The organism is Streptomyces sp. NPDC004561 (assembly GCF_053602155.1).
Window position 1 is genome coordinate 15,428 of record NZ_JBSGDB010000025.1, and the last position, 22,861, is coordinate 38,288.

22 protein-coding genes and 2 pseudogenes are annotated in these 22,861 nt (G+C 69.1%); 5 read left to right on the plus strand and 19 right to left on the minus strand.

Annotation, left to right across the window (positions count from 1 at the left end; all coding sequences use genetic code 11):
• Window positions 1–6: 6 nt before the first annotated feature.
• The 5 genes from ACWEN3_RS05780 to ACWEN3_RS05800 are packed head-to-tail and all read right to left on the minus strand — an operon-like array spanning window position 7 to window position 2,559.
• Window positions 7–639, minus strand: coding sequence for a hypothetical protein (locus ACWEN3_RS05780; protein ID WP_452966105.1), 633 nt, complete (start codon window positions 637–639; stop codon window positions 7–9).
• Entirely contained in the window at window positions 636–923 is a 288-nt protein-coding gene (locus ACWEN3_RS05785; protein WP_452966107.1) for a gas vesicle protein GvpG, read from the minus strand. Before ACWEN3_RS05785 ends, ACWEN3_RS05780 begins: the two co-directional genes overlap by 4 nt.
• Before the next feature lie 4 nt (window positions 924–927).
• Window positions 928–1,680, minus strand: a complete 753-nt coding sequence (locus ACWEN3_RS05790) for a GvpL/GvpF family gas vesicle protein (protein WP_452966109.1) — start codon at window positions 1,678–1,680, stop codon at window positions 928–930.
• Complete coding sequence (gene gvpJ, locus ACWEN3_RS05795) at window positions 1,677–2,207, minus strand: gas vesicle protein GvpJ (RefSeq protein WP_452966112.1); 531 nt, start codon at window positions 2,205–2,207, stop codon at window positions 1,677–1,679. Before gvpJ ends, ACWEN3_RS05790 begins: the two co-directional genes overlap by 4 nt.
• A gap of 34 nt (window positions 2,208–2,241) precedes the next feature.
• A complete protein-coding gene (locus ACWEN3_RS05800) occupies window positions 2,242–2,559 on the minus strand; it encodes a gas vesicle protein GvpO (protein ID WP_452966114.1) in 318 nt (105 codons plus the stop codon).
• 964 nt (window positions 2,560–3,523) lie between these two features.
• Here ACWEN3_RS05800 and ACWEN3_RS05805 point away from each other — a divergent pair.
• Both ACWEN3_RS05805 and ACWEN3_RS05810 read left to right on the plus strand, forming a co-directional pair.
• Complete coding sequence (locus tag ACWEN3_RS05805; protein ID WP_452966117.1) at window positions 3,524–3,898, plus strand: hypothetical protein; 375 nt, start codon at window positions 3,524–3,526, stop codon at window positions 3,896–3,898.
• A gap of 709 nt (window positions 3,899–4,607) precedes the next feature.
• On the plus strand, window positions 4,608–6,656 hold the full coding sequence (locus ACWEN3_RS05810) for a spermidine synthase (RefSeq protein WP_452966119.1): 2,049 nt from the start codon (window positions 4,608–4,610) through the stop codon (window positions 6,654–6,656).
• 125 nt (window positions 6,657–6,781) lie between these two features.
• Here ACWEN3_RS05810 and ACWEN3_RS05815 read toward each other — a convergent pair.
• The 14 genes and pseudogenes from ACWEN3_RS05815 to ACWEN3_RS05880 form a co-directional block, all read right to left on the minus strand.
• Window positions 6,782–7,002, minus strand: a pseudogene (locus tag ACWEN3_RS05815) (ABC transporter ATP-binding protein); the annotation flags it as partial.
• 15 nt (window positions 7,003–7,017) lie between these two features.
• A complete protein-coding gene (locus tag ACWEN3_RS05820; protein WP_452966121.1) occupies window positions 7,018–8,124 on the minus strand; it encodes an aliphatic sulfonate ABC transporter substrate-binding protein in 1,107 nt (368 codons plus the stop codon).
• 227 nt (window positions 8,125–8,351) lie between these two features.
• Window positions 8,352–8,453, minus strand: a complete 102-nt coding sequence (locus tag ACWEN3_RS05825; RefSeq protein WP_452966162.1) for a putative leader peptide — start codon at window positions 8,451–8,453, stop codon at window positions 8,352–8,354.
• A gap of 139 nt (window positions 8,454–8,592) precedes the next feature.
• Window positions 8,593–9,051 (minus strand): RrF2 family transcriptional regulator, encoded by a 459-nt coding sequence (locus tag ACWEN3_RS05830; RefSeq protein ID WP_452966123.1) that lies wholly within the window; start codon window positions 9,049–9,051, stop codon window positions 8,593–8,595.
• Between the two features lie 88 nt (window positions 9,052–9,139).
• Window positions 9,140–10,039, minus strand: a complete 900-nt coding sequence (locus ACWEN3_RS05835; RefSeq protein ID WP_452966126.1) for a TauD/TfdA dioxygenase family protein — start codon at window positions 10,037–10,039, stop codon at window positions 9,140–9,142.
• A 15-nt stretch (window positions 10,040–10,054) separates the two neighbouring features.
• Window positions 10,055–10,423 (minus strand): 4Fe-4S dicluster domain-containing protein, encoded by a 369-nt coding sequence (locus tag ACWEN3_RS05840; protein ID WP_452966128.1) that lies wholly within the window; start codon window positions 10,421–10,423, stop codon window positions 10,055–10,057.
• Complete coding sequence (locus ACWEN3_RS05845) at window positions 10,420–12,042, minus strand: FAD-dependent oxidoreductase (RefSeq protein ID WP_452966131.1); 1,623 nt, start codon at window positions 12,040–12,042, stop codon at window positions 10,420–10,422. The genes ACWEN3_RS05840 and ACWEN3_RS05845 overlap by 4 nt, the downstream gene beginning before the upstream one ends.
• On the minus strand, window positions 12,039–13,394 hold the full coding sequence (locus tag ACWEN3_RS05850) for an LLM class flavin-dependent oxidoreductase (RefSeq protein WP_452966133.1): 1,356 nt from the start codon (window positions 13,392–13,394) through the stop codon (window positions 12,039–12,041). The genes ACWEN3_RS05845 and ACWEN3_RS05850 overlap by 4 nt, the downstream gene beginning before the upstream one ends.
• Before the next feature lie 94 nt (window positions 13,395–13,488).
• A complete protein-coding gene (locus ACWEN3_RS05855; protein ID WP_452966135.1) occupies window positions 13,489–14,451 on the minus strand; it encodes an ABC transporter permease in 963 nt (320 codons plus the stop codon).
• Window positions 14,448–15,296 (minus strand): ABC transporter ATP-binding protein, encoded by an 849-nt coding sequence (locus tag ACWEN3_RS05860; protein ID WP_452966138.1) that lies wholly within the window; start codon window positions 15,294–15,296, stop codon window positions 14,448–14,450. The genes ACWEN3_RS05855 and ACWEN3_RS05860 overlap by 4 nt, the downstream gene beginning before the upstream one ends.
• A 4-nt stretch (window positions 15,297–15,300) precedes the next feature.
• A complete protein-coding gene (locus ACWEN3_RS05865) occupies window positions 15,301–16,344 on the minus strand; it encodes an ABC transporter substrate-binding protein (RefSeq protein ID WP_452966141.1) in 1,044 nt (347 codons plus the stop codon).
• A 478-nt stretch (window positions 16,345–16,822) separates the two neighbouring features.
• The gene (locus ACWEN3_RS05870) at window positions 16,823–18,052 is read right to left on the minus strand and encodes an acyl-CoA dehydrogenase family protein (RefSeq protein ID WP_452966143.1); all 1,230 of its coding nucleotides are present in this window, start codon (window positions 18,050–18,052) and stop codon (window positions 16,823–16,825) included.
• A gap of 13 nt (window positions 18,053–18,065) precedes the next feature.
• Window positions 18,066–18,650, minus strand: a complete 585-nt coding sequence (locus tag ACWEN3_RS05875) for a winged helix-turn-helix domain-containing protein (protein WP_452966146.1) — start codon at window positions 18,648–18,650, stop codon at window positions 18,066–18,068.
• A gap of 293 nt (window positions 18,651–18,943) precedes the next feature.
• A complete protein-coding gene (locus ACWEN3_RS05880) occupies window positions 18,944–19,978 on the minus strand; it encodes an amino acid ABC transporter permease (RefSeq protein ID WP_452966148.1) in 1,035 nt (344 codons plus the stop codon).
• A 702-nt stretch (window positions 19,979–20,680) separates the two neighbouring features.
• Here ACWEN3_RS05880 and ACWEN3_RS05885 point away from each other — a divergent pair.
• The 3 genes and pseudogenes from ACWEN3_RS05885 to ssuE form a co-directional block, all read left to right on the plus strand.
• Window positions 20,681–21,817, plus strand: a complete 1,137-nt coding sequence (locus ACWEN3_RS05885; protein ID WP_452966151.1) for an LLM class flavin-dependent oxidoreductase — start codon at window positions 20,681–20,683, stop codon at window positions 21,815–21,817.
• A gap of 79 nt (window positions 21,818–21,896) precedes the next feature.
• Window positions 21,897–22,226, plus strand: a pseudogene (locus tag ACWEN3_RS05890) (ABC transporter substrate-binding protein); the annotation flags it as partial.
• Window positions 22,227–22,313: 87 nt separating this feature from the next.
• On the plus strand, window positions 22,314–22,861 hold a 548-nt coding region (ssuE, locus tag ACWEN3_RS05895; protein ID WP_452966154.1), incomplete at its 3' end, for an NADPH-dependent FMN reductase.

Here is a 22,861-nt window from a genome sequence, read left to right on the forward strand (position 1 = left end):
GGGAGATCAGCGGCGCCGGGGTACGGGATCGCGGTCAGCTGCGCCGGCCGACTCGTCCTCGACACAGACATCGCGGCCGTCGTCGCCGGGTCCTGGCTGGTGCGCGTCGACTCGCTCGTCGTCGTAGCCATCGTCGTATGCGTCGTCCCACTCGTCGTATTCGTCTTCATCACCTTCCTGCCGGTCCTCCTCGTAACCGTCCTTCTCGTAGGCTTCCTCGTCGTAGGAATCCTGTTCTTCATGACCGTCGCCGTAGCCGTCGTCATCGTCGGATTCGTAGTCGTCCTCGTACCGCTCGTCCTCACGGCCGTACGTACGGCGGTCCGGCCCACCCACGCCAGTGAGCGCGTCGGCACGGTCTCGCAGCGCGTCGGCGATGTCCGCCAGCCTGCGGTCCGCGGCCGAGACGACCGCATGCGAGGCGGTCAGCAGCTCGCTGCGCAGCTGGTCCGCGAGATCCTGCGCCTGTGGCGACTGCAACGCTCCGAACGCCTGGGGCAGCAGCCGGCCAGGGACGACGCCGAGGTGCCGTCCCACGAGGTAGGTGCCGAGCGCGAGAGCCAGCCCGGCCTTCTTCCTGCGGCCCATGACGTAGCCGCTCACCACGGCCGCCGCCATGGCCGCCCTGTACCCGTTCATGCCCGCCTCCCCCCGGGCCGCGCCCCGCTCTTCGCCGCCGGGGTGCCGTCCAGGCGGCGCACGGGGCTGTCGAGGAGGTCGAGCAGCCGCTCCTCCTCCTTCTCGAACGTCGCCTCGTCGATGGCGCCCTCGTCCAGAGCCCGGTTCAGTGCGGACAGCCGCGCCTGCACTACGCGCGGGTCGCACACCTGACGCTGGGCCTCCTGGAGCAGGTGATCGGCGACCCACAGGGTGCCGCGCACAGGGGCGAAGGGCAGCAGCAGAAGCCCGGTCACCAGTCCCATCGCGTCACCGACCGGCCGTGGCGGGACGCGTCTCGACGAAGCTGTAGCACGGCAGGGGCCCGGTCACACTGAGCGCGAGCCGGTCCCCGAGGTCGCGGGCCTGCGCGGCCAGCGTCTGCCGGAAGAGTTCCTCGTCTTCGGCGCGCAGCAGGAACGACGTGCTCAGCACCTGTTCGTCGTCGACCGGTCCTTCGACCACACGCACCGCCAACGGAGTCAGACCGGCGAGGACCTCGTGCGTCGCCCGCCGCGCCTCGTGTCGGACGGCCTTGGCCAGTGCCTCACCCAGACGCACATTCGCCTCGTAGTCCGGTCTGCGCCGTGTGCGTTGGGCCAGGACCCGCAGCTTCTCGTCACGGCGCACGAGATCGCTGAAGCAGTCGGGCACCAGCGTGCCCTTGACGTTCATCTCCACGCAGCCCCGAACCACCTCGAGCTGTTGCGCCAGCCCGTGGCTGTCGGTGCGCAACTGCGTGAGCAGCGTGTCCTGGTCGGGACTGACAACGGCGAACCTCATGGGCAGCACAGGGCCCTGAGCAAGGAGCTCGCCTAGCACACTCTGATGGGCCAGCAGGTCCCGGCGGCGCGCACGGATCTGCTCGGGCGCCGGGGAGACCGCCGCACACAGCCCCGATTCAGCCAGCAGCCGCACGGCGGCGCCGCCCACTCCGCAGGCACGTGGGGGCCGGAAATCGGCAGGGGTGATGCCGTAGACGTACAGGGGGCCGAGGGTGTTGGCAGTGCCGGTCACGTTCATTCCTCTCCGGTGGGGCGGCGTGTGCGGGGACGGGGGCGGTCCTCCTCATCGCGGCGGCGGCCGGCGGAGCTGCTGCGTTCGGCGGCCGGGCGACGGCGCGGCGGCTCCGGCTCGCGCCGGCTTCGACTACGCGGACGCTCGGCGGCCTCCTCCTCCGGCTCCTCGGCTTCCTCTGTGTCGGTCTCCGGGTTGAGCATGTCGCGGACCTTCGAGGTCAGGGAGCGGGCGGTCCGCTTGGCGCCTGTCTTGGCCACGGTTCTCGCCGCCGATCCGCCGAACAGTTCGGGCACGGTCTTGGAGCGTGCGTCGTACTCCAGGTCGAGACGGTTGCACGCCTCGGCGAAGCGCAGGTAGGTATCGACGCTTGCGACCACAATCCGGGCATCCACTTTCAAGATCTCGATGCCCACCAGCGAAACGCGCACGAAGACGTCGATCACCATGCCGCGGTCGAGGATGAGTTCGAGGACGTCGTACAGGGTTCCGGCGCGGGGAACGTAAACGACCCCGTCGTCGTAGGTGACCATGCGCGCTCCTTCCGGGGCCGACCCGACGGGCCGGTCACTGGTCCTGGGCACCACGCCGGTAGCGGGCGATCCGCCGGTACTGCAGCAGCTCTCCATCCGCGTCGAGTTCGACCTGGTAGGTGGCTAGCAGGCTGGTGGTGTCCGGGATGCGGGCCAGCTCCAGGACGTCGACGTCGACGATCCAGCCGTCGTCCTCGCTGCGGCACACCGCAGAGACCCCCTCCAGACGGTGGGACACGAGCTGGGCCAGCCCCTCGGCGGCACACTCGGCCGCGTCCTTGGCGCCGCGGACCACGTGCCGACGTGCAGGTGCACGCGCCGCACTACGGTTTCGCTCGCTGGCTTCCGTCATGCTGCCCACTCTGACCGCAAGATCCGGTGGGCGCGTGTCCGGATGGACCATCCGGGGCCGGAACCCCCGGTACGTGACCTGCGCGTAGGGGGATCAACCTCAGTCCTTGCGGCTGGTGCGGATCGGTACGGCGGTCGACGACCGGCAGCGCACCCCGCGCCCCCTACCGGGCGTCCGGCCAACGAGCCGTCGTTCGACTGTGTGCCCGAGCCATACGACCCGGATAACGGCTAAAGCGCACTGCGCGGCGGCCTGTGTGCGGGACCGGTTGCATCACGCCTCACGCCGAGTGCGGCGGCGTGCGTGAGACGTCATCCCGTAGGCCGAGAACCGGGCGCCCGCCAACCACACGCCCGAACCATCGACGACTTCTGCGATCAGCTCCTGCGACGCCTCACCCCTCACGGAGACGACACCGCCCTGCTCGCCCTGCGCCTACCACCGGCCGGAGCCGGCGCCCCCGACGACCACAGCCCGCCGCCACCACCACAAAGCGCCAACAGCCCCGCCGCCCCAGAACGAGCCGCCCACGGCTCGCTAGAGGAGCAAGCCCCCGTGCAAGACCCCACATGAGACACCCGCGAGGCACTACACCGCCCGGACCGACCCGACGCATAAGACCCCGCCCTCCCCGCAGAGCCGGCCGTGCCAACGTCTCCGCCGACCTGCCTTGGACGATGCCGCCGGGCAACGAAGCCGGCCTCGTCGCTGCATCGTGGTGCGCTGAATACAGAGCGGGCCTGAAGACCAGAGCCGCCATACGGGCGAAACCGTCGGCTCTCCAGCCACCGCGAGGAGGGAGTGGTGGCGGAGTCTGGCCATACCGGCGTCGATGGGGCGGTGCCGGCTCTCGACGAGCCCGTCCGTGTAGAAGAGCCCGATCCATGGTTACGGACCTGACTTGTGGGGAGCGTCCATCCGCACGAGTCACGCAGCATCCGGACGAGCTCATTCAGGAAATGCCATGCTCCTCGCCGTCGCCTCGTCGTCCGAAACCTTCAGCACCGCCCATATCGGACTGACCGCCGCCATCACCGGCGTCCTCGCGCTCGCCGTGGCAGTCTGGCGGCTTCCCCGGTCGGCATGGGCCGACATGGCCGCGGTCGCGGTGTTGTCCGCGGCCTCGGTGTACCTGTGGCGGATGTCCGCGAACATGACGCCGCTGAACAAGGACGGCCTGCCGGGCTTCTCCGCCAACGACTGGGCCGCACCCGTTCTCACCTACGTCTTCCTCAGCCTGTACGCCGACGTCCGCCTCCCGGCGGACCCACGCCGCTACGCCCAGACCCGAGCCCTCGCCACCCTCGTCTCACTGGCGGTGAACGTCATCACCATCTGACGGCGAGAAGGCGTTCATGAGGACCCTCGCAACCAGCGCCGCCTCCTCGTCAAGTACCAGGTGAACGGCCTGCTCAGCTGACGTGCAGGGTGACAGCGGCGGTGTGGAGGGTGCCCGCGGTCTGGAACTGCAGAAACAGCCGCCAGTTGCCGGAGGCGGGCAGGGCAGTCATGAAATCCAGAGTGGGGCCGCCGTGGTCGCCGTTGACCTTGGCCTGTGGGTGGAGGTGGGCGAACGCCTCGTCGCCCTGGTGGAAGGCGGTGAGTGGGCGTAGGTGTCGAGGTAGGGCTGGAGGTCGGCGACCGGCTTGCCGTCCTTGTGGACCGTGACGCTCAGCGGGCTGGCCGTGCCCGCTTTCAGAGCGCCGCTGAGGGTGAGGGTGTAGCCGTCGGCCGTGGTGGAGGACGCGGGTGCCGGCAGGGCGAGATGAGCGAGAGTTGCAGGGCCGAGCTACTCCGCGGACATCGACAGATCGAAGCCTGCCAGGTCATCAGGGATATGACCTTCGCCGACGGCGAGTGCAACTGTGCACCGGCAACGGCGCCCGCGGTTGCCTGACTCCTCGCGCCACTCGGGCTCGCATCGCCGGACATCACGTCACTTTGTCGAGGCTCGGGGTCCGCAAGACCTCTCTGAATAAGGTGATATCGTCATAAAAATCGGCAAGTCGTCTCGACTCACTGCGGCGACGATGGCAGCGTAATTGCGTGTGAAGCTGATCGGAACCAGACAGACCGACCGCTGGGTGCGCTGGAGGCTTCTGCTGGCCAGCGCCACCATGCTCTTCGTCGAGCTGGCGCTGATCAGGTGGGCGGGCGCCAACGTCGTCCACCTCAGCTACTTTTCGAACTTCATCCTGCTGGGGTCATTCCTGGGCATCGGCATCGGGTTCCTGATCCCCGCCGCGCGCGGGCAGCGGCTCACACGCTGGGCACCGGTGCCGCTCGCGCTTCTTGTCGTCCTGGTACGCGAGTTTCCCGTGCAGGTGCGTCAGAGCAGCGGCCAGGTCATCTACTTCACCGCTGTGAAGACCACCGGCTTCCCCGAGTGGGTGACGCTGCCGGCCATCTTCCTGCTCACCGCGGTGATCATGGCCGCCATCGGCAAGATCACCGCTGATCTCTTTCGCCGGCTTCCCTCGCTCGACGCCTACCGCTACGACCTGCTCGGCAGCATCACCGGCTCGGCGTCCTTCGCCCTGTTGTCCTGGCTCCGCGCTCCCTCGGTCGTATGGGGCGTACTCGCCGCCGCGGCCCTGCTGATCCTCGGCGGACGGCGCAACACCCTGCGCTACGGCATCCCTCTGGTGGCGATGGTCGCGGCGCTGTTCGTGGAGACGACGACGGCCGGCATCTCCTGGTCGCCCTACTACAAGATCCAGCTCACGCCTGTGACGTCCACCACCGGGGGATACCGCATCTCCGCCAACGGCGTCCCCCACCAGAGCATCGCGCCGCTCCCGGTGCTGATGCAGAAAAACTCGCCCTACCGGCAGCCGTACGACCGGACACCCGGCAACCCGCACAAGCGCGTGCTGGTCATCGGGGCCGGCAACGGCAACGACGTCGCGGTCGCGCTGAAGCACGGAGCGCAGCGCGTGGACGCCGTCGAGATCGACCCCCGGCTGCAGCAGATCGGCGCACAACTGCACCCCGCGAAGCCGTACGACGACCCCCGGGTGCACGTCCACATCAACGACGGACGGGCTTTCCTGGAGCGGACGAACGCCAAGTACGACCTCGTCGTCCTGGCGCTGCCGGACTCGCTGACGCTGGTGGCCGGGGCGAGCAACCTGCGCCTGGAGAGCTACCTGTTCACCCAGCAGGCGTTCGAGGCCGCCCGCGATCACCTGGCTCCCCACGGCGCGTTCGCCATGTACAACTACTTCCGGACGAGCTGGCTGGTCGACCGCTTCGCCGGCTCCCTCGATGGCGTCTACGGCCACGCTCCCTGTATGACGACGTTCGGCAAGAACGCGGCCGTGCTGGTGGCTGGGATGACTGCCGCCGACCAGTCGTGCGAGCGGATCTGGCAGCCCGGCGGCGCGGTCCCGGCGGCCGCGAGCGATGACCACCCGTTTCCGTATCTGCTCCACCGGGACATTCCCACGCTCTACCTGGGCGCACTGGGCGCGATTTTGGTGGTGACGCTTCTGGCGGTGCGCCTGACCGGGCTCCGGATCCGAAGCACGGTCCGCTACACCGACATGTTCCTGATGGGCGCGGCCTTCATGCTGCTCGAAACGAAGAACGTGATCGGCTTCGCGCTCTACTTCGGTACGACCTGGCTGGTCAACGCCCTGGTCTTCATCGGCGTCCTGCTCGCCGTCCTCGCGGCGGTCGAGGTCCGGCGCCGGCTGCGGCGGGTCAACCAGCTGCCGCTGCAGCTTTTGCTCTTCGGCACCCTCGCGGCAGCCTGGCTCGTCCCGGCGCATGCCGTACTCTCGCTGCCCTTCGCCGGACGGCTCGCCGCCGCCATCGCCCTGGCCTTCGCCCCCATCTTCTGCGCCAACCTCATCTTCTCGGACCGCCTCGCGCTCGCCGCGGACCCGACGTCCGCGTTCGGCGCGAATCTGCTGGGCGCGCTGACCGGGGGCACGCTGGAATATCTGGCGCTGGTGACGGGCTATCAGGCACTGCTGCTGGTCGTCGCCCTGCTGTACCTGGGGGCGTGCGTCGCCATGCGCATCGCCGGGCGCGGGCCGGGCGCGCAGTCACCGCCGGTGCCGGACGAGACGGTGGCCCTCAACAGGCAGTAGACCTTGCGTATATGAACGACCAGACCAGCGAGAGCGGCCGGCAGCTTCCCGCGCAGCACCGTCTGCCCGGATGGGTGCCAGTGCTGGCTCGGCTGCACGCTGACCTGAGCGTGCTCGCTCCGACGGGTGGACTTGCCGCAGCCCGAGGCTCCCAGGAGGTGACGAACTCGCCCGGTGCGACGTCGAGCGTGATGTCGTCCAGCACGAGTTGCGATCCGCCGGGCGTGCCCGGGGCGGGGAAGGACTTCGAGACGTGCTCGATACGGGCGGCGAGCGTCACCGCCGTGGCGTTGTGGGCAGCCTTGGCGATCGTGGTGGCCATGGTCGTCACCTCCTGGGTGCTCATGGGGTCCGATCGTCGCTACTGGGCGCCGAGACCGGCGTCGTCGACCTCGTCCTTGCCGGCGGCCTTGAGGACCTTGTTGAGGAGCGTGAGGTCGTAGATGCCCTTCAGGTCGGGCTTCTCCAGCAGGCCGGCATTGACCGCGTGCTCGGCCTCGGTGTTCAGGGTGGAGGCCAGCGGGTCGTCGAGGAAGGTGATGGACTTCCAGGCCGGGTCGGTGACCTTGTCGGGCAGTGCCTTGCCCGCCAGCTTCTCCAGTGCCGCGTTGGCGGATGCCTTCGCCTTGTCCGGGTTGGCGTTGATCCACGCGTTGGTCTTCACGGAGCCGCGCAGCACGGCCTCGACGACGTCGGGGTGCTCCTTGAGGAACTTCTGCGACACGATGATGTTCGTGATCACGAACTTCTTGTCGGGCCACAGGGTCGATTCGTCGAGCAGTACCTTCGCGCCGTCGGCGACCAGCTTGGAGGCGGTCGGTTCCGGCACCCAGGCGCCGTCGATGGAACCGGACTTGTAGGCATCCGGGGTGATCTTGTTGTCCGTGCGGACGACGGAGACGTCGCCCTTGCCGCTCTGCGGGTCGACCTTCCAGCCCTTATCCGCGAGCCAGTTGAGGAACGCGACGTCCTGGGTGTTGCCGAGCTGTGGGGTCGCGATCTTCTTGCCCTTGAGGTCGTTCAGGGACTTGATCTTCGTCGGGTTGACGACGAGCTTCACGCCGCCGGAGGCGGAACCGCCGATGATGCGCAGGTTCTTGCCGTTGGACTTGGTGTAGCCGTTGATGGAGGGGGAGGGGCCGATCCAGCCGATGTCGATGGAGCCGGCGTTCAGCGCCTCGATCTCGGAGGGGCCGGCGTTGAAGGTCGACGCCTTGATCTTGGTGCTGCCGAGCTCCTTCTGGAACAGACCCTCCTGGACGCCCACCAGAGCGGTGGCGTGCGTGAGGTTGGGGAAGTAGCCGATCTTCACCTCGTCGGCGGAGAGCTTCTTGGCGCCTGCCGCGACCGCGGTCTGCTTGCTGTCGTCGGTGGCCTTGGAACCGTAGCCGCAGGCGGTGAGCAGGACGGGGAGCGCGGCTATGACGGCGAGGGTACGCAGGGCGATGAGCGGTCTTGCGGCAGACACGGAGGTGTCCTCTCAGGGGATGGGCGATCAGGGAGGTACGACAATGCGGGGCGTACTGCTTCTCGGTACGCATCGACACCCCACTCCTCGGCCGTCTGCGGCAGGCATGCTGTCGCGGGCTGAGAAGCGGAACGTGGGGGCGTAGTCAGCCGAGGGTGTCCGATCCGCCGGCAGAAGCGGGCGACGGGCAGGCAGCGCTGGTGCGGAGAGAGTCAGGTTCTGTGGCGTCAGAGGGGCCGACAGATGGCGCTGGACGTACGGCCGAGGTCGATGTGACGGCGCGAGGTCAGAAGGGGCAGCATCCGGCCTGTGCGGTCGAGCGTTCGCATGGCCACCCCCACAGATCCCTAGTTTTCCTACCTGGTTGCTAGGGATCGTGGCAGAGGGGGGCCTCCGCACCAAGGGGCAGTTCGCATGCTGGACGTAGCGATCTCGGTTTTTGAGATCAACGGTGAATGGCCCAGCGTGTCAGGGGTTTACCCAGGCGCTGGGGGTGTTGGTCAACGCTGATACATCAGCGGGCAGTTGGGCCGACGCGACGTCGGCGAGCGACACGCCCTCCAGGATCTCGCGCACGTTCGACCGCAACGCGATCCACAGGGGGAGCAGTGACTCGGCAGGGCCGGTGTAGGACAGCTCTGGGGGGCGGACGCCGCGCACCGAGACCAGTGGTCCGTCCACGGTGCGGATGACGTCGGCGATGCTGATGGACTCGGCGGGCTTGGCCAGCCGGTAACCTCCGTTGCCGCCGCGCTGGCTGAGCACGAGGCCGCCCCGGCGCATGTCGTTCAGGATGCTTTCGAGGAATTTGTGCGGGATGTCCTGGGAGGTGGCGATGGCCTCGGCTTTCAGTGGGGCGTCATCCCGTGACGCGGCGAGCTGCAGTGCGGCACGTACCGCGTAGTCCGCTCTGGCTGAGATCCGCATGTGCCCAGTATCCCGTACGGCTTCGGTCGGTGTCCGTTGCGGGCGGGCCCCCGGGCAGGGGAGTGTCCCTTGCCCGGCGGCCGTGGGGTCAGGCTGCGGCGGGGGTGTAGTGGGCGGCGTTGTCGCCCTCGATGACGTGGCTGAGGGTGCCGTCGACACCGGAGGGGACGTCGCCGGCGACGGTCACCCGGTGCAGCAGGCGCGGGAGGTCGCCGTAGTCGTCGGGGGCGTAGTGCTGGGTGATGCGGTTGTCGAACAGGACGAGGTCACCGGGCGTCCAGGCCACGCGCACGATGTTCTCGGGGCGGGTGACGTACGACTGGAAGATGCGCAGCAGGTCGCGGGAGTCGGAGGGGCCGAGGCCGACGATGCTCTGGGCGAAGCCGCCGATGAACAGCCCGCGCTCCCCGGTCTCGGGGTGGATGCGGACGACGGGGTGAGCGGTGCGGTACTTCCGGGAGACGAAGCGCCTGCGGTGCTCGGCGGCCTTCTCGCTCTTCGGGGCGGCGTAGTCGTAGTCGTTGGTGTGCACCGCCCACAGCTTGTCGGCCAGCTCGCGCAGCGGTTCGGGCAGGTCACGGTAGGCGGCGGCCGCGTTGGCGATGAGGGTGTTGCCGCCGTAGGGCGGGACCACGATGCTGCGCAGCGTGGATGCCTTCGGGGGTGTAGGGACGAAGGTGACGTCGGTGTGCCACTGGTTGGCGCGGATGCCCTCGTCGCCGTCGACGGGCAGGATGTGGGGCTGGCCGTCGACGGAGGGAACGGTGGGGTGCGCGGTGGTGAGCTCGCCGAAGAGGGAGGCGAAGCGGAGCTGGCCCGCGTCGTCGAGGTTCTGGTCGCGGAAGACGAGCGCCTTGTGTTCCAGGAGGGCGGAGTTGATCTCGGTGACGACGGCGGGGTCGAGGTCGGCGGAGAGATCCACGCCGAGGATCTCGGCGCCGATACGGCCGCCGATCCTGCGGATGTCGAAGCCGGTGCCGGTGGTCATGTGCGGGTGTTCCTTTCAGGAGGTGATGGGCAGGGACGGTCCTTTGGACCCCGGTGGTCCGAGGGGAGGGCCGACGGCCCGCAGCGTGCCGGGGGTGCGGCCTCGTCCCCAGCCGATGTGCCGGCGGTAGCTGCCGAGCAGGCCGGTACGGTCCAGGTGCTCCTCGTCGCGGGCTGTGGAGTCGTCGGGTAGCGGGCGGGTCATGGGTGCGACGTACAGTGCGTCGGCCGGGCAGTGGGCCTCGCACTGGAAGCAGGTCTGGCAGTCGTCGCGGCGCGCGAGCACGGGGATGCCGTCCTCGCCGCGGTCGAAGACGTTGGTCGGGCAGACCTTGATGCACTTGTCGCAGGTGATGCAGCGTTCCGCCGAGACCAGTTCGATCACGAGGCCACCTCCAAGGGTGCGGCTGGTGCCGCTGATGCCGACGGGGCGGTTGTCAGGGGCTCGGTGCGGGTCCACACCCGGTCGAGGCCGCCCGTGACGATGTGGTGGTGTTGTCCGGGGTCCTGCGCGGGGAAGTCGAGCCGCTTGGCCATGCCTCGGGTCTCCGTGCGCGCCAGCGCGGAGGCGTACATCCAGCGGGCGTGCGCCGCCATCGCCGCCGCCTGCCGGGCCCGTACGGTGTCTCCGCCCTCGGCGTGCAAGGAGGCGCGCGCCTCCTTCCACACGCTGTCGAGTGCCTCCAGAGAGGCAGTGAGCCGGTCGCCTCGGCGCAGGTAGTTCTTCTCGTACGGCAGCACCTCGCCCTGAACCGCGGCGATGACGTTCCGGAAGCCGTCGGCGGAGCCCGGGGTGCCGGTGGGCCGGAGCCCGGCTCCGCCCGCGGCCACCAGGCGCCTCGTACCGGCACGGACGCCGAGTGAGCGGGCATGGCGGGCTGCGCCCCGGCCGGCCCAGCTGCCGGAGGAGATGGCCCAGGCCGCGTTGTGGCTGCCGCCACCGGTGAAGCCGCCGCAGATCAGCTCACGGGTCGCCGCGTCCCCGGCCGCGTACAGCCCGGGGACGGTGGTGGAGCAGTCGTCGCCCGCGATGCGGATGCCGCCGGTGCCCCGCACGGTGCCCTCGGCGAGGAGCGTGACGGCGAAGCGCTGGGTGAAGGGGTCGATGCCGAGCCGGTCGAAGGTGAGGAAGAAGTTCGGCTGGGCCAGCCGCATAGCCCGCCGGGCCGCCGCGTCCGCCCGGTCGAGGCGGCAGTACACCTTCTCGCTGAGCAGCGCCTTCGCGATGACGGACCGGCCGCCCTGGCTCGCCGCGCCCTCCAGGACGGTTCCGTCCTCGTGGTAGAAGGTCGCGAAGGAGTAGAACGCGGTCTTGGTGACGGAGGTGCCCTCGGGCGCGATGCCGTACGCGTTGGAGAACTCCATCCCGGACAGCTCCGCGCCCACCTCGGCGGCGAACAGCGCGCCGTCGCCGGTGTTGACGTTGCAGCCAAGCGCGCCGCTGAGGAACGCGCAGCCGCCGGTGGTCAGGACGACCGCCCCGGCGCGCACCCGGTAGGGCTGACCGGCCTGGCGCCGGTGTCCCCTGGCCCCGGCGACCGCTCCGGAGGGGTCGGTGAGTAGTTCGGTGACCGGGCTGTGGTCGAGGACGCGGGCCCCGGCCCGCTGGACGCGGATGCGCATCCTGCGCATGTACTCCGGTCCCTGCAGCCCGTTCCTGAGCTGCTGTCCGTCCGGCCCGGTGGGGAAGGGGTAGCGTCCGGCTGCCGCCAGCTCGTTCACGCCCGCATACGTCTGGTCCAGGACCCGGGTCATCCAGCGCCGGTCAGCCAGGTAGCCGCCCAGGGCCTCCCTGCTCGCCATGGCCGCCTCGCGCGCGGCGGGTTCCGGGGGGACGTACCAGACGCCGGTTCCGGCGGAGGCGGTGGCGCCGCTGGTGCCGCAGTAGCCCTTGTCGGCCAGGACGACGTCCGCGCCGTCCTGGGCCGCCTTGAGCGCGGCCCAGGTGGCTGCGGGGCCGCCGCCGACCACCAGGACGTCCGTGGTGAGGTCCAGCTCGCTCATACGGGCTGTCCTTCTCCTACCGCCGGCGCGGTCAGCCGGTTGGCGGGGCGGGCCAGGCCGTAATGCTCTCGCAGGGTGCGGCCGGTGTACTCGGTGCGGAACAGGCCGCGCCGCTGCAGTATCGGCACGACATGGTCGACGAAGTCCTCCAGACCGCCCGGCAGATGCGGCGGCATGATGTTGAAGCCGTCTGCGGCACCCTGGATGAACCACTCCTGGAGCTGGTCGGCTATCTGCTCCGGGGTGCCGGCGAACACCCGGTGACCACGACCAGAGCCGAGCCGGGCAATGAGCTCGCCCAGGGTGAGGCCGTCGCGGCGGGCGAGTTCGGCGACGAGCGTGAAGCGGCTCTTGTTGCCGTTGATGTCCCGCTCCTCGGGCAGCTCGGGCAGGGGCCCGTCCAGCGGCAGCCCGGTCAGGTCGGTGCCGAGCATCCCGGACAGCTGGGCGAGCCCGTACTCGGGCACCTGGAGTTCCGTCAGCTCCTGTTCCAGCGCGCGGGCCTCGGCCTCCGTCGAGCCGATGACGGGGGCGATGCCGGGGAGCACCAGCAGCTGGTCCTCGGTACGGCCGTAGCGGGCGAGCCGCGACTTGAGGTCCTTGTAGAAGGCTTGGCCGTCGGCGAGGGTCTGCTGGGCGGTGAAGACGGCCTCGGCGTACTGGGCGGCGAACTCCTTGCCGTCCTCCGACGAACCGGCCTGCACCAGCAGTGGATATCCCTGCGGGGTGCGCGGTACGTTCAGCGGGCCCTGCACCCCGAAGTACTCCCCGCGGTGGTTGATCTCCCGCACCTTGTCGGTGTCGGCGTAGATGCCGCGCTCACGGTCGAGCAGGATCGCGTCGTCCTCCCAGCTGTCCCACAGCTTGGTGGCGACCTCGACGAACTCCCGTGCCCGCTCGTAGCGCAGCCGGTGCTCCAGGTGCTCGTCCTGCCCGAAGTTGCGGGCCTCGTTCACGGTGCCGGAGGTGACGATGTTCCATCCGGCCCGGCCGCCGCTGATGTGGTCCAGGGAGGCGAACTTGCGGGCGGTGTGGAAGGGTTCGTTGAAGGTGGTGGAGACGGTGGCGATCAGGCCGACGTGCTGGGTGACCGCCGCCAGGGCGGACAGCAGGGTGAGGGGTTCGAAGCCGCCGAGCGCGTTGTGCCGGACCTTCCCCCACAGGGCGAGGCCGTCGGCGAGGAAGACGGAGTCGAGCAGGCCGCGCTCGGCGGTCTGCGCGAGCTGCTGGAAGTAGCGCAGGTCGGTGACGCGTTCGGGCTGGGTGCGTGGGTGGCGCCAGGCGGCGTCGTGGTGGCCGGCGTTCATCAGGAAGGCGTTGAGGTGCAGCCGACGTGGGCTGGTCGCGGGCATGGCGTTCCTCGGATCGGGGGCAGTGAGACCAACGGGGCAGGGGACGAGTAGGGCGACAGACCGGGGAGGCAGTGAGAGGAGAACGTGGCCGAGGTCAGCCGTCGGCCGGTACGCGCCAGGAGCTGAGCCGCCGTTCCACGGCCACCAGGAACTGGTTGAAGGCCACGCCGATGGCGGAGATCGTGATGATGCCCGCGTACATCTGCGGGATCGCGAAGTTGTACTGCGAGGCGTTGATCAGATAGCCGAGTCCTGCCTTGGCACCGATCATCTCGGCGGCGACCAGCACCAGAATGGACACCGCTCCGGCCAACCGGATGCCGGTGAACATGACCGGCACCGCGGACGGCAGGATGACCTTCTGGAACAACCGGGGGGTGGGCAGAGCCATCGACTTGGCGAGTTTCAGCAGGGTCGGGTCGACGTTGCGGACCGCGCTGATGGTGTTGAGCAGGATCGGCCAGGTGCACGCGTACACCACGATGGAGATCTTCGAGGTCTCGCCGATGCCCAGCAGCAGGACGAACACCGGCAGCAGGGCCAGGGCGGCGGTGTTGCGGAACACCTCCAGCAGCGGTCCGAGGAGGTCGGCGACCGGCCGGTACCAGCCGATCAGCAGGCCGAGCGGCACGGCGAGGGCCACGGCGAGACCGAATCCGCTGAACGAGCGCACCAGGCTGGCGCGGGTGTTGTCGGCGAGCTGGCCGTCGGCGGCCAGCCCCCACCAGGCGTGGGCGACCTCGCTGAACGGCGGCAGGAAGGTCCGGTCGACCAGACCCAGTCGCGGCGCGGTCTCCCACAGCAGCAGCAGAGCCACGACCGCAACGGACTTGGTCACCCCCTTAACCAGCAGGTAGGGCAGTCGGCGGACGGCCCGGCGGACCGGGGCCGCCGTGGAGCGGAGTTGGCGCACCCCCGACGGCGAGGCGTCGTCTGGCGCGGACGCAGCGGACGTAGCAGCGGATCTGGCAGCGGAAGGGGCCGGGGCGGGCTCGGTGGTGCTCACGGAGTCCGGCGTCGTGGTCTTCTCGGTGGCCGTTCCGGTTGTGGGGCTCATACGGAAGCCTCCTCCTTCTCCAACTGCTGGGCCCTGGCCACCTCGTCGTGCAGCAGCGACCAGATCTCGTGCCGGTGGCGCGCGAACTCGGGACTGGAGCGGAGGTCTTCTGTCGCCGTACGGGAGCCGAAGGCGACCGGCACGATCTGCTTGATGCGGCCCGGCCGCGACGTCATGACGGCGACCCGCTGTCCCAGGTAGACGGCTTCGTCGATACCGTGCGTGATGAAGACGACGGTCTTGCCGGTGCGCTGCCAGATGCGCAGCAGTTCGTCCTGCAGCGACTCCCGGGTCTGGGCGTCCAGCGCGGCGAACGGCTCGTCCATCAGCAGCACATCGGGGTCGTAGGCGAGGCTGCGGGCGATCGCCACCCGCTGCCGCATCCCGCCCGACAGCTCGTGCGGATGGCGGTCCTCGAACCCGGCCAGGCCGACCAGATCCAGGAAGTCCCTGGCCCGTGAGGCACGTTGACGTCGACGGACGCCGGTGGCCTCCAGGCCGAACTCGACATTGCCCTGCGCCGTGCGCCACGGCAGCAGCGCGTACTGCTGGAACACGATGCCCCGGTCCAGGCCCGGGCCGGTGACGGGTTCGCCGTCCAACAGGATCCGTCCGCCGGTGGGCTGGGTGAGGCCGCCGAGCAGATCCAGCAGCGTCGACTTCCCGCAGCCGCTGGGGCCGACCAGGACGACGAACTCGCCGGCTGCTATCTCCAGATCGATGCCGTCCAGGGCGGTGAACCGGGGCGCCTGTCGAGCCCCCGTCCGGTCCTTGACGGTGAAGTCCTTCCGTACGTCCTCGAACACGATCTTGGGTGTGGTGGGTGGCGTAGTGGATTCCGGCATGGGATCAGCTCCCGCTCTTCGCAGTAGAGGAGGACTTCTCGTTGCCGTTGAACGCGTTGGTGTAGAGGTCCGACGACGTGACCTGGCCCTTCTTGATGTCACCGCGGTCGGCCAGCCAGTCGATCCACAGCTGGAATTCCTTGCCGGTGATCAGGCCCGCCTTCTCGGCGACGCCGTAGGACCGCCAGTACCTCAGGGGTGCGGTGTCCTCATTGCGGCCGCGCTTCTTCACGATGTCCGTCATCCGGGCGATGACCTCTTCGCGCGGAGTGGAACGGGACCACTCGATGGCCCGTCCCACGGCGGTGACGAAGATCCGGGCCGTGTCGGGGTTCTGCTTCAGGAAGCGGTCCGTCATGACGTAGGTGCCTGCGCTGAACGCGCCGAGAAGCTCATAGTCGGTGAACAGCGGGCGGATGCCCCCGGCTGCCAGGGCCTTGTCGCGCAGAATGCCCCCGAGGACGGCCACATCGATCTGCTTCTGCTGCAACGTCTGCTCGGTGTTGACCGGTGGAACCACGAGTGGCTCCACCTTTGCGGTCTCCGCCCGGGACAGGCCGCCTCGCTGCAGATAGATGTCGAGCATGGCCTCGGAGTGGGCCCCGAGGGTGTTCATCCCCACCTTCTTTCCGATCAGGTCGCGGGCCGAGCGGATCGGGCTGTCCTTGAGGACGTAGAAGCCGTTGTAGGCGTACTTGTCGGAGCCGTAGTAGCTGATGACGGCCTTGATGGGGGCGTTGTTCGCGGCCAGTTTGACGACCGCGCCGTTGAACGCGCCGCCGAAGTCGACCTGGCCCGTGGCCGCGGACTGGATGTCCTGCGGCCCGCTGATCGTGTTGCCGACCCATCTCAGCTTCACGTCTTCCAGATAGCCGAGATCCTCGGCCAGCTCCGGCAAGGTCACCTGACCCGCCCAGCCCTGGTACCGGAGCGTCTTGGTCTGGCCCTTGCCGGAAGCGGCTCCGGCGGTTGTGCCGCAGCTCACGGCCACCGCAGAAAGACCGAGCAGGGAGAGGAACTGGCGTCGGGTCGATGCCGTAGTGGCCATGGAAAGGTCCTGTTCACACGAATGGGGACTGAGGCGGAATCGATGGCATGAAGAAGCCATAACTGAGGGGGCGCTCGACAATTGGGCGCAACTAAGGCGGGCGCTGAAAGGGGAAAGGGACCCATCAGGAATGCCTGCCAGGAATCAGTCGTCTACGCCGAAAACGGTCGTGGTGCGACTGTGAAAGTGGAGCGGGAGAGCGGCGCCCGTCAGCGCGTTCAGCGGCCGACGGCACAGATGGCGCTGGCCTGACGTCGCAGATCGACGTGCAGGCGCGCGGCGAGGTTCTCGGACTTGCTCACATTCATGAGAGTTGCAGCGGAATCCGGCCAAGTCAATGTAGCCTGCGCGGACATCTCATATTCTGAACAGCTCGACATGTGAGTGAAGTATGGCGTTCACAATTGCCTGGATGCCGAGTTTCATGGCGAACATCGCCCGTGCCGAGCCGCCGGGAAGTTCGAGCGGCATCGCACAGTCAGACGGGCAGGATGAACGGAGGGTGCGCACCGGTGAGGAAGTAGTCCCCGACATCGCGGAGCCGGTGAGCGACGGGCTCGTACAAGGTGTGGGTCCGTGCATTTCGCCAGAAGCGGTCGAAGCCCAGCCGCGAGGACGCGGATCGCGTGCCGATGATGTCGAGGGCGCGGGTGGTCGACTCCTGTGCGGCCCTGGAGGCGGCAGCTTCGGCCATGGCCACGAGGACAGAGATCTCCGCGTGTTCGTCGTAGGTGAGGTCTTCGCCGCGTGCCAGCCCGCCGTGCACGGCTTCCCGTGCTTGAGCGGCGAGCGCGGACGCGGAGCGGGTGAGGACGGTGAGTTCGCCGTAGGCGGTCAGCACCTGCGGGTCCTGGGGGAAACCAGCCGGCCGGTCCGGGTGCCAGAGGGAATGGGCCGCCCTGCTGTACTCGCGGGCTTCGGCGAGCACTCCCTCGGCCATGCCGAGACGGAGCTGGACGGAGAGGAGACGCCCGACTGGCGATGCCAGAGCAGCCAGGGGCGACAGGACATCCTCGTCCGCGGACAGGGAGCCGAGTACGTCGGCGGCGGCGACCGGTACACCGTCGAACTCCACGCTCCCGCCAGCCGCGAGCCGCTGACCGAAAGTGTCGGCGTCGCCGTCGATCCCCACCCCGTGATGGGCGGGATTGACGACGACGGCGAGGGGTTCTCCGGTGTCGGCCCGTACGGCCCGCACGGCGAGGCGGTCGGCGACCAGGAGCCCGGTTGTGTAGCTCTGCCGACCGTCGAGCACGAAGCCGGCGGCTGTCCTGGCCAGCGTCAGAGGTGGTTCCTGGCGGGCGAAACCACCACCCCAGCACCACTGCTCCGCCGCGGACTGCCGCTCGACCTGAGCGGCGAGAGAGGGCTCGGCGAAGAACCGGGCGCTCCACGACAGGAAGTAGTGACAGCCCAGGAGTTGACCGATCGCAGAGTCGGCGGCGGCGATTTCCCGGACGACGGCGTAGGCCGTGGGCCAGTCCGCGCCGCCTCCCCCGAGCCCGGCCGGTACGAGAAGAGTCAGCAGTCCTGACTCACGCAGCCGGGACGCCTCGTCGAACGGGGCCTTGCCTGCCTGCTCCCTGGCCGCCGCGTCCGTGGCTAGGTCGTCCGCCGTCTCGCGGGCCACGCGCAGCCAGTGCGCACGGCCGGGCCCGGTCCGGACGGAACCCGAGGCGGGGCCGGACGGCGCAGCGGCAATGCCCATGGTGGTGGTCTCCTCAAGGTCGGCGGCAGGATGCGGTGTTGGGGCTCGCTTGGCTGGGGCTCTCTTGCCGGTCGGGCACGTACTTGTAGCCCACGCGCCGTACGGTGACGATCCGGTGCCGGTGAGCCGTGCCGAGCTTGCGGCGCAGGCGCGCGATGTGGACATCCACGGTGCGGCCGTCGCCGATGTGGTCGTAGCCCCAGATGCCGGCCATCAACTGCTCGCGCGAATGCACCTGGTGGGGTTGCTGTACGAGATGGGCCAGCAGCCCGAACTCCAGGTAGGTGAGGTCGAGTTCGCACCCGTCCAACTCTGCTACATGTCGCGCGGGATCGATGTGGATGACACCGCCTCCCGTCTGCTGCACGGGAGGCGAGTCCGTGAGGGCGACCGGCCGGATCTCCGGTCGCGCCACGTCCTTGGCGAAGAGCTGGGCGGGGTCGGTTCCCTCGGGGACGAGCACGAGGTAACCGACGAGCGGAGCGGAACCGTTTCCCTCGTCGCCTTCCTGAGCGGTGTCGCCCACGAGGCGGAGATGGCGCATGTCGGGAAGTAGCGAGTCCGATGGAGTGGCCTGGGCCGGAAGTGCCGTGGTCATGGCGGTCGTCCTTCAAGGAGTACGTCGAGCCATCAGGCGCTGCGGATGGGCGCGCGCCCGATGACCTGGGATGAGAGAGAAGGAGCGGAACGGCACGCGCAACGTGTGACCGCGTGCCTCACACGCGACAGCAGGCGGCGCTGACGGCGTGACCAAAGTCGACATGCCGACGACGAACGAGTCGCTGCTGCGTGTGGGCCATGTGCATCATCCTGCGCACCCGTTGGGCGGATCGTCAATGCTTTCCTAGTGAATCGATAGGAAATGCAGGGAACGCAACACCGTGGGTGGGCTCACCGGCCACCGTCGACCGCCGGGCGGGCGTCGGGCGCGGTCGCCCTGGCCAGCCGGGCACGAAGTGCGGCCAGACGGACCCTGAACCTTTGCAGAGGCGTGGGCGGCAGCGTGCGAGAGGAGCCGCGGGCGTAGTGGCGCTCGACGTGGAACTGCCCCGCGCTGAGCACGGTCGTGACGGCGATGTACCAGAGGGTGGTCACCATCAGCAGCGGGATGACCTGGTAGGTCTGGTTGTAGACCTGCTGCACCGAGTACAGCAGGTCGTGCACGGCCAGCACACTGACGATGCTGGTGCCCTTCAGGGTGCCGATCAGCATGTTCCCTGCGGTCGGGGCGATGGAGCGCATCGCCTGCGGGATGACGATCCCGCGCAGGGTGCGCCGCCTGTCGATGCCGAGAGCCTGGGCGGCCTCCGTCTGGCCGGAGTCGACGGAGAGGATGCCGCCGCGCACCACCTCGGCGGCGTAGGCCGCTTCGTGCAGGGTCAGGCCGATGACGGCGGTGAGGGTGGGGCCGAGCAGGTTGACCGTCGTGACCGTGACGAACTGAGGCCCGAAGGGGATGCCGAGGCCGAGCGTCGGATAGAGGGCGCCGATGTTGAACCAGAACAGCAGCTGCACCAGGAGCGGAGTGGACCGGAAGATCCACACGTATACCCAACTCAGCGTGCGCTGCACTGGGTTGGAGGACAGCCGCATCACGGCCAGCGGGGTGCCGAGCAGGAAGCCAAGCACCATCACCACTCCGGTCAGCCACAGGGTGAGCACCAGCCCGTCGAGCACGGCGGCGGTGGTGAAGTACCGGCCCACCACATCCCACTGGAAGGCGCGGTTGCGCACGACGGAGTTGACCACCATCGCGAAGACCAGCAGCGCGGCGGCAGCGGTCAGCCAGCGGCCGGTGTGTCGGCGCGGCACGATCCGTGGCAGATCGTCGTCGGGGCCTTGGCTGCCGGAGCCCTTGAGGTGTCTTGGGGGCGGGAAGGCCGCGGAGACGCGGGAGGAATCGGTGATGTCGGATGGCGAGACCATCAGGAGGTTCTCCAGGGGAGGGAGGCGCGGGCGTCGGTGACCACCCGGCGGCGCGCGTTCGGGGATGCCGCGCAGACACAGCGCGGGTACGGGGCGGTGGCTGGGTTTCGGCGTCATCACGTTCGCCGCGTCCCTCAACGCGGCCGGTACGGCCGCCGCAGCGCGGCGGAGCCGGTCCGTCCTCGATCGTATGGGCGCACCGTGCGCATGTGCCAACCACGCACAGCAACTGCTGGGCGCCGGTCCGGCATCCGGGCCGTGGTTGACGAGAAGCGAGATGTACTGCTCAATTAATCGCATGAATGCCGAGCAGCACCTGGTCACCCGTGACCACATCGACTTCGGTCGGGTGTGGTCCGCCGCGTGTTGCGCCTGACGCGGGCAGCGGGCCGTCTGACCGGCCCTTCCCTCCCTCGGTGACCCCGTCGCGGGCCGAGTTCCTCCCTTCCCAGCGCCGTCGTACGCAATCGCTGAACATGCGCTGAACCCGCGTACGGGCGGTCCTGCGAGACCTGACACACGCTGCCGTCGCCCTACCCCGCCCGAGGCCCACGCCCTGGCGTCATCACACCTGCTCACTACCTGGTTCCCAGCACCTTGAAGCGTCGTCACACACGGCCGCACCGAGGGCTGCTTCGCCCTGGCCGCGTGCTGCCCACAGAGCGGCACGGCCCCAGAGGACTTGAGGAAAGGCCATCTCCCATGCCCGTGGAGTTCCTTGGCATCGCCGCCACCAACGACGGCTCAGAGACCACCCCGCGCTCCGGCGCAGCCTTCGACAAGGAGTACACGCTCCGGCTCGCCCGGGCGCACGAGGACCACGGCTGGGACCGCGTGCTGTTCGCCTACGGCTCCGGGTCTCCGGACCCCGCTCCGGCTGCCGCCTACATCGCGAGCAGGCTGGACCGCCTCCAGATCCTCCTCGCGCATCGGCCCAACGTCTCGTACCCGACCTTCGCCGCCAAGACCTTCGCCACCCTCGACCAGATCAGCGAGGGCCGGCTGACCGTGCACTTCATCACCGGCGGCAACGACCACGAACAGGGCCGTGAGGGCGACACCCTCACCAAGGACGAGCGCTACGCCCGCACCCGCGAGTACATCCGGATCGTCAAGAAGATCTGGACCACCCACGAGCCCTTCGACCACGAGGGCGAGCACTACCGCTTCCACGACTTCGTCAGCGACGTCTTCCCGGTCCAACAGCCCCGCCCGAAAGTGTCGTTCGGCGGCTCGTCGCCCGCCGCATACGCCGCCGGGGGCGCCGAGGCCGACATCTACTGCCTGTGGGGCGAGCCCCTGGCCAAGACCGCCGAACAGATCGAGAACGTGAAAGCCGCCGCGAAGGCCGCAGGCCGCACCGAGCTGCCCCGCATCCAGGTGGCGTTCCGCCCGATCATCGCCCCCACGGAGGAGCTGGCCTGGGAGAAGGCCCACCGCACGGTCGGTGCGATCAAGGCCCGCAAGGACAAGGGCGAGGCGATCACCAAGCGCCACAATGGGCATGCCACGCCGCAGAACACCGGCTCACAGCGGCTCATCGCCATCGCCGAGGCGGGGGACCGCTACGACCGCGCCCTGTGGACCCCGACGGCCGCCGCCACCGGAGGCGCGGGCAACTCCAACGCCCTGGTCGGCACCCCGGAGACGGTCGCCCAGGCACTGTTGGACTACTACGACCTCGGCGTCGACATCCTCTCCGCCCGCGGCTACGACCTGCTGGGCGACGCGATCGACTTCGGCCGATACGTGATCCCGATCGTCCGCGAGGAGGTCGCCAAGCGCGACGCCGAGCGGGCGGCCCGCGGCACGCAGAACCTGGCGGCGGTGAACGTATGACGTCCGCACCAGAACTGACGGCCCCTCATGTCACCGTCGGAGACCCGAGGGTGAAGCCCCTGCTGCGGGAACTCGGTGATACCAGAACGACAGCGACACCTACCTCGCCCTCCAGTCCGGCCGGATCGACCTCTACCTCGGCCCCAACCCGACCGCCGCCTACCACGCGGCCACCACCGGGAAGACCGAGGTCGTCGGCACCTACTCCGGCGCAGGCGCCACCCTCCAGGGCCTCATCGCGGCCACCACCAAGAAGGACAGCGGCCTGGCCAAGCCGCTCGCCGACGCACTCAACGAGATCATCCGCAACGGCACATACGCCAAGGTGCTGAAGCGCTGGGGCCTGTCCAACGAGGCCGTGACCAAGTCGGACATCAATCCTCCCGGCCTGCCGAAGACCAACAAGTAGCCGTCCCTGGATGCGGGGCCGCGGTACGCCGCCGTAGGCGGCCCCCGCACCCCCACGAAGAAATCTCACGCCCCCGAAGGGTCCGCCATGGCCACCGTCCTGTCCGTCTCCGGAAGCCCCTCCGCCACCTCCCGTACCGCCCGCCTTCTACGCCACTTGGATGCGCGGCTCACGGCCCAGGGGCACGAGGTGATCCCCCTTGATGTCCGCACCATCCCCGCCGAGGCGCTGCTCGGCGCCGACTTCCGGCACCCGGCGATCGTCGAGGCGACCGGCCTGTTCGACCGCGCCGACGGCGTCGTGATCGGCACGCCCGTCTACAAGGCCGCCTACTCCGGGCTGCTGAAGTCCCTGCTGGACCTGATGCCGCAGTACGCCCTGTCCGGCAAGACCGTCCTTCCGCTGGCGACCGGCGGGACCACGGCACACGTCCTGGCCATCGACTACGCCCTGCGCCCGGTGCTCAGTTCCATGGGCGCAGCGCACATCGTCCAGGGCTGGTTCACGCTCGACAAGGACATCGCGGTGGGCGAGGACGGCACCCTGACCGTCGCGCCGGGCCCGGCCGAGGCCCTCGCACAGGTCGTTGACCAGTTCTCCAGCGCCCTCGTCAGCCGTACGGCCCTGCCGGCGGC

Coding starts and splice junctions, on each gene's coding strand:
- ACWEN3_RS05780 (WP_452966105.1), bottom strand. CDS start 639: ATGAACGGGTACAGGGCGGCCATGGCGGCGGCCGTGGTGAGCGGCTAC.
- ACWEN3_RS05785 (WP_452966107.1), bottom strand. CDS start 923: ATGGGACTGGTGACCGGGCTTCTGCTGCTGCCCTTCGCCCCTGTGCGC.
- ACWEN3_RS05790 (WP_452966109.1), bottom strand. CDS start 1,680: ATGAACGTGACCGGCACTGCCAACACCCTCGGCCCCCTGTACGTCTAC.
- gvpJ (WP_452966112.1), bottom strand. CDS start 2,207: ATGGTCACCTACGACGACGGGGTCGTTTACGTTCCCCGCGCCGGAACC.
- ACWEN3_RS05800 (WP_452966114.1), bottom strand. CDS start 2,559: ATGACGGAAGCCAGCGAGCGAAACCGTAGTGCGGCGCGTGCACCTGCA.
- ACWEN3_RS05805 (WP_452966117.1), top strand. CDS start 3,524: ATGCTCCTCGCCGTCGCCTCGTCGTCCGAAACCTTCAGCACCGCCCAT.
- ACWEN3_RS05825 (WP_452966162.1), bottom strand. CDS start 8,453: ATGCGAACGCTCGACCGCACAGGCCGGATGCTGCCCCTTCTGACCTCG.
- ACWEN3_RS05830 (WP_452966123.1), bottom strand. CDS start 9,051: ATGCGGATCTCAGCCAGAGCGGACTACGCGGTACGTGCCGCACTGCAG.
- ACWEN3_RS05835 (WP_452966126.1), bottom strand. CDS start 10,039: ATGACCACCGGCACCGGCTTCGACATCCGCAGGATCGGCGGCCGTATC.
- ACWEN3_RS05845 (WP_452966131.1), bottom strand. CDS start 12,042: ATGAGCGAGCTGGACCTCACCACGGACGTCCTGGTGGTCGGCGGCGGC.
- ACWEN3_RS05850 (WP_452966133.1), bottom strand. CDS start 13,394: ATGCCCGCGACCAGCCCACGTCGGCTGCACCTCAACGCCTTCCTGATG.
- ACWEN3_RS05855 (WP_452966135.1), bottom strand. CDS start 14,451: ATGAGCCCCACAACCGGAACGGCCACCGAGAAGACCACGACGCCGGAC.
- ACWEN3_RS05860 (WP_452966138.1), bottom strand. CDS start 15,296: ATGCCGGAATCCACTACGCCACCCACCACACCCAAGATCGTGTTCGAG.
- ACWEN3_RS05865 (WP_452966141.1), bottom strand. CDS start 16,344: ATGGCCACTACGGCATCGACCCGACGCCAGTTCCTCTCCCTGCTCGGT.
- ACWEN3_RS05870 (WP_452966143.1), bottom strand. CDS start 18,052: ATGGGCATTGCCGCTGCGCCGTCCGGCCCCGCCTCGGGTTCCGTCCGG.
- ACWEN3_RS05875 (WP_452966146.1), bottom strand. CDS start 18,650: ATGACCACGGCACTTCCGGCCCAGGCCACTCCATCGGACTCGCTACTT.
- ACWEN3_RS05880 (WP_452966148.1), bottom strand. CDS start 19,978: ATGGTCTCGCCATCCGACATCACCGATTCCTCCCGCGTCTCCGCGGCC.
- ACWEN3_RS05885 (WP_452966151.1), top strand. CDS start 20,681: ATGCCCGTGGAGTTCCTTGGCATCGCCGCCACCAACGACGGCTCAGAG.